Genomic DNA, 4,030 nt, shown 5'->3' with positions numbered 1-4,030 from the left:
TCAAATCTGCACCTCCACCGGGGTGTCGGAGGGAGGCGTAGCGCGGCGCCGCGTGCGGTTTGCCCGCAACTCGCCCATCCAGCCCAGCGCCGGCTTGTAACGATGCTGTTTCGAGACAGCCTCTCAGGCCGATCCCATTCCAGTCGCGCTCGAATTGGTGCTGGCGATCGACGTATCCGGCAGCATCAACGCCACCGAATACGACCTGCAGCGGCAAGGCTATGCCGCAGCCTTCAACGATGCGGCGATCCAGAACGCGATTGTCTCTTTCGCCCCCAGTGGCGGCATCGCGGTCAGCGTCGTGCAGTTCTCGGACACGGCGCAGACGGCGATCGGCTGGCGGCAACTGACGACCCCGGCCGAGATCACCCAACTCGCCAACGATCTCGCCAACATGATCCGTCTGCAGGAGGGCGGCACCGGTGTCGCGCGGGGCATCGAGGCATCACTGGGCCTGATCGCCGACGACACGTTCGCCGGCAACCGCAGGGTGGTCGACGTCTCCGGCGACGGGCTGGAGAACGTTGACGAGGACTGCCAAAGCAGCCCGGCGACGCCGTGCACGGTCGTGCAGACCCAGCGCAACGCCGCGACCTCCGCCGGCGTTACCATCAACGGTCTTGCGATCGAGGGTGACTTCGGCCCGAACGGCGTGACAAACTGGTACACTGCCAATGTCGTGACCGGCGGCGGCTTCGTCGTCACAGCCAACAGCTTCATCGACTTCGAGCGCGCCGCGACACTGAAGATCGGTCGCGAGATCATCGGCGTGCCCGAGCCGGCGTCGCTTGCCCTGTTCGGCCTGGGCGTGGCCGGCCTGGGCCTGATGCGCCGCCGCCGCGCCGCCTGATCGGGCGCTGCGAGACGATGGGAAGGGCGGCGCCTTCGGGGCCGCCCTTTCTGCGCTATTGCCAGGCCGGTCAGAACGAGGCTTGAGGGGCCGAGGCGGCGATGGCTTCAGATTGGCCCCGCCACGAATTCGCCCTTGCGCATCAGTGGCTCCGCCGTTCCGTCCTGCGTGACGCCATCAACATCCACCTCGCCGCTGCCGATCATCCAGTCGATATGGATCAGCGAGGCATTGGCGCCGCGTTCCGCGAGCCTCTCCTTCGGCACGCCCGCGCTGTCGCGCAGGCAGGTGGTGTAGGCCTGGCCGAGCGCGATGTGGCTCGCCGCGTTCTCGTCGAACAGCGTGTTGCGGAACAGGAGCCCCGACTTCGAGATGGGCGAGGAATGCGGCACCAGCGCCACCTCGCCCAGCCGCGCCGCACCCTCGTCCGTGGTCAGGACCTTGCGGAGCACCTCGGCGCCCTTTGACGCATTGGCTTCGACGATGCGGCCGCCCTCGAAGCGCACCGCGATGTCTTCGATCAGCGTGCCCTGGTAGGCGAGCGGCTTGGTCGAGCGGACGGTGCCGTCCACGCGCAGACGGTGCGGGGTGGTGAAGACCTCTTCCGTCGGGATGTTCGGGTTGCAGGTGATGCCGTTCTTCGCCGGCTCTGCCCCGCCCGCCCAGAGATGCCCGTCCGCGAGGCCCACGCGAAGGTCGGTGCCCGGGCCGCGGAAATGCAGCGCCGAGAAATTCTTGCCGTTGAGGAAGGCCGTTCGGGCATGCAGCGTCGTGTTGTGCCGCGCCCATTCCGCCACCGGGTCTGCGACGTCCACCCGGCAGGCCGCGAAGATCGCGTCCCAGAGTGCCGCAGCGGCCTGGTCCTCCGGCAACGAGGGAAAAACCTGGCGCGCCCAGCCCGGCGTCGCGGCCGGCACCAGGTTCCAGTTGATCGAGAAGCTGGTGATCAACTCGAGCGCCGGACGATAGGCCATGCTGCGCGCCTTGTTGGCGCGCGCGACCTTCTCCGGATCCTCGGCCGAGAGCAGCGTCGGGTCGTCGCCCACCACGGCGAGGCGCGCGGCGCCGGACCGAAACGCCTCGGCCATGGCGTTGAACAGCCAGCCCGGCGCGACGTCGAAGGCTTCCGGCGGATGCGCGTGGCGATAGCGCGCGAGCGCCACCGCGTCGTCCGAGATCAGCGGCGTCACCAGCGTCGCGCCGGCCTTGTAGGCGTGCTCCGCGATGCGGCGCACCAGCGGCATCGCCTCCAGCGGCGCCGTCATCACCACTTCCTGGCCCGGGCGGAGGTTCAGCCCCACGCGCACCGCCAGCGCGGCCAGCTTGTCGAGCTTCGCCTCGAAGGTCGTGGCGGGCCCCTCGGGTCGGATCGCGTCGTCCGGCATGGTCGTGTTCCTGCGCTCAGGTGGTGGTGTTGGCGGGGGCGGCACCGCGCACCAGGCGGCGGATGGCGGCGAGCATCGCGGGGCTGTCCCACACCGCCTCGCCCTCCAGCCGCGCCACTTCCAGGCCGCGTCGGTCGAGGATGACCGTGGTCGGCAGGCCACGGATGCCGAGCGCGCGGCCCGTCGCGCCGCGCGCGTCGAACCAAATCGCCAGGTGGCGCAGGCCCGTGCGCTGGTAGAAGGGCTCCACCACGGTGCGCCCGGCGCGGTCGGAGGAGAGTGCCAGCACCTCGATCCCCTCGCGCGCCAGCGCGGCATGGGCGCGGTCCAGCGCGGGCATCTCGGCCACGCAGGGCGGGCACCAGGTGGCCCAGAAATTCACGACGAGCCCCTTGCCGCGGAAGGCGTCGAAGCGCGTCTCCTTCCCCTCCGCGTCCTGGAAGACCAGGTTTTCGGGCAGCGGGCGGCCTTCCGGCGTCTCCCGCAGCTTCTCGGGGCCGGCGGCGGCCGCGGCTTGACGCGCCGCGGCGGCCGTGGCCAGCGTCCCGCCCATCGCGGCGAACAGCTTGCGGCGCATCAGCACAGGACGGGACCCTCCGTGGGCGACGAGACGAACACGACGCAAAACTCCCTGTGGGGCGGGCGCTATGCCGAAGGCCCCGGCGCCATCATGCGGGAGATCAATGCCAGCATCGGCTTCGACCGCAAGATGTGGCGCCAGGACATTTTCGGGAGCCTCGCCCACGCCGCGATGTTGGCGCATGTGGGGATCATCTCGGCCGAGGACGAGGCCGCCATCCGCCAGGGCCTCGCGGACATCGCCAGGGAGATCGAGGGCGGCGGCTTCGCGTGGTCCGAGGCGCTCGAGGACATCCACATGAACATCGAGGCCCGCCTCACCGAGCGCATCGGGGAGGCCGGCAAGCGCCTGCACACCGGCCGCAGCCGCAACGACCAGGTGGCGCTGGATGTCCGCCTCTGGGTGCGCGATGCCATCGACGGGCTGGATGCGCAGATCGCCGACGTGATGCGCGCTTTGGTCGCGCGCGCGGCGGAACATGCCGGCACGGTGATGCCGGGCTTCACCCATCTGCAGCCCGCCCAGCCCACCACCTTCGGCCACCACCTGCTGGCCTATGTGGAGATGCTGTCGCGCGACCGCGGCCGCCTCGCCGATTGCCGCGCCCGGCTGAACGAGAGCCCGCTCGGCGCGGCCGCGCTCTGCGGCACCGGCTTCCCGATCGACCGCCACATGACGGCCAAGGCGCTCGGCTTCGACGGGCCCACGCGCAACAGCCTGGACAGCGTCGCCTCCCGCGACTTCGCCGCGGAATTCCTGTTCGCCTGCGCGATGTGCGCCACGCATCTGAGCCGCTTCGCGGAGGAGATCGTGATCTGGACGAACCCCTATTTCGGCTTCGTGAAACTGTCCGACGCCTTCACCACCGGCAGCTCCATCATGCCGCAGAAGCGCAACCCGGACGCGGCGGAGCTTGTGCGCGGCAAGACGGGGCGGATGATCGGCAACCTCGTCGCCATGCTGACGGTGATGAAGGGCCTCGCGCTGACCTATTTCAAGGACATGCAGGAGGACAAGGAACCGGTCTTCGACGCCGCGGAGAACCTGGCGCTGGCGCTGGCGGCGACCGCCGGCATGGTGCGCGACATGCAGCCGCAGGTGGCGCGGCTGGAGGCGGCGGCGGGCGCCGGCTTCTCTACCGCGACCGACCTCGCCGACTGGCTGGTGCGCGAATTGAAGATGCCCTTCCGCGACGCGCATCATGTGACGGGGAAG

General features: G+C 69.9%; 4 protein-coding genes. 2 read left to right on the top strand and 2 right to left on the bottom strand.

Annotated features, from left to right (window positions below; genetic code table 11):
• Positions 1-154: 154 nt before the first annotated feature.
• Positions 155-850 carry a DUF1194 domain-containing protein gene (locus AC1MIR_RS07675; RefSeq protein ID WP_480027589.1) on the top strand — a complete coding sequence of 232 codons (696 nt, stop codon included), beginning with the start codon at positions 155-157 and terminating at the stop codon, positions 848-850.
• 107 nt (positions 851-957) lie between these two features.
• Here AC1MIR_RS07675 and AC1MIR_RS07670 read toward each other — a convergent pair whose 3' ends face one another.
• Both AC1MIR_RS07670 and AC1MIR_RS07665 read right to left on the bottom strand, forming a co-directional pair.
• On the bottom strand, positions 958-2,235 hold the full coding sequence (locus tag AC1MIR_RS07670; protein ID WP_480027588.1) for an aminopeptidase: 1,278 nt from the start codon (positions 2,233-2,235) through the stop codon (positions 958-960).
• Positions 2,236-2,251: 16 nt separating this feature from the next.
• Positions 2,252-2,812: a TlpA disulfide reductase family protein gene (locus AC1MIR_RS07665; protein WP_480028722.1), complete on the bottom strand. Its 561-nt coding sequence runs from the start codon at positions 2,810-2,812 to the stop codon at positions 2,252-2,254.
• Between the two features lie 21 nt (positions 2,813-2,833).
• Here AC1MIR_RS07665 and argH point away from each other — a divergent pair.
• Positions 2,834-4,030, top strand: a 1,197-nt coding sequence (argH, locus tag AC1MIR_RS07660; RefSeq protein WP_480027587.1) for an argininosuccinate lyase, incomplete at its 3' end; no start/stop codon positions are given.

The sequence above is a fragment of the Falsiroseomonas sp. RANM36 genome (assembly GCF_056682175.1).
This window is presented reverse-complemented; position numbering and strand designations above follow the sequence as displayed.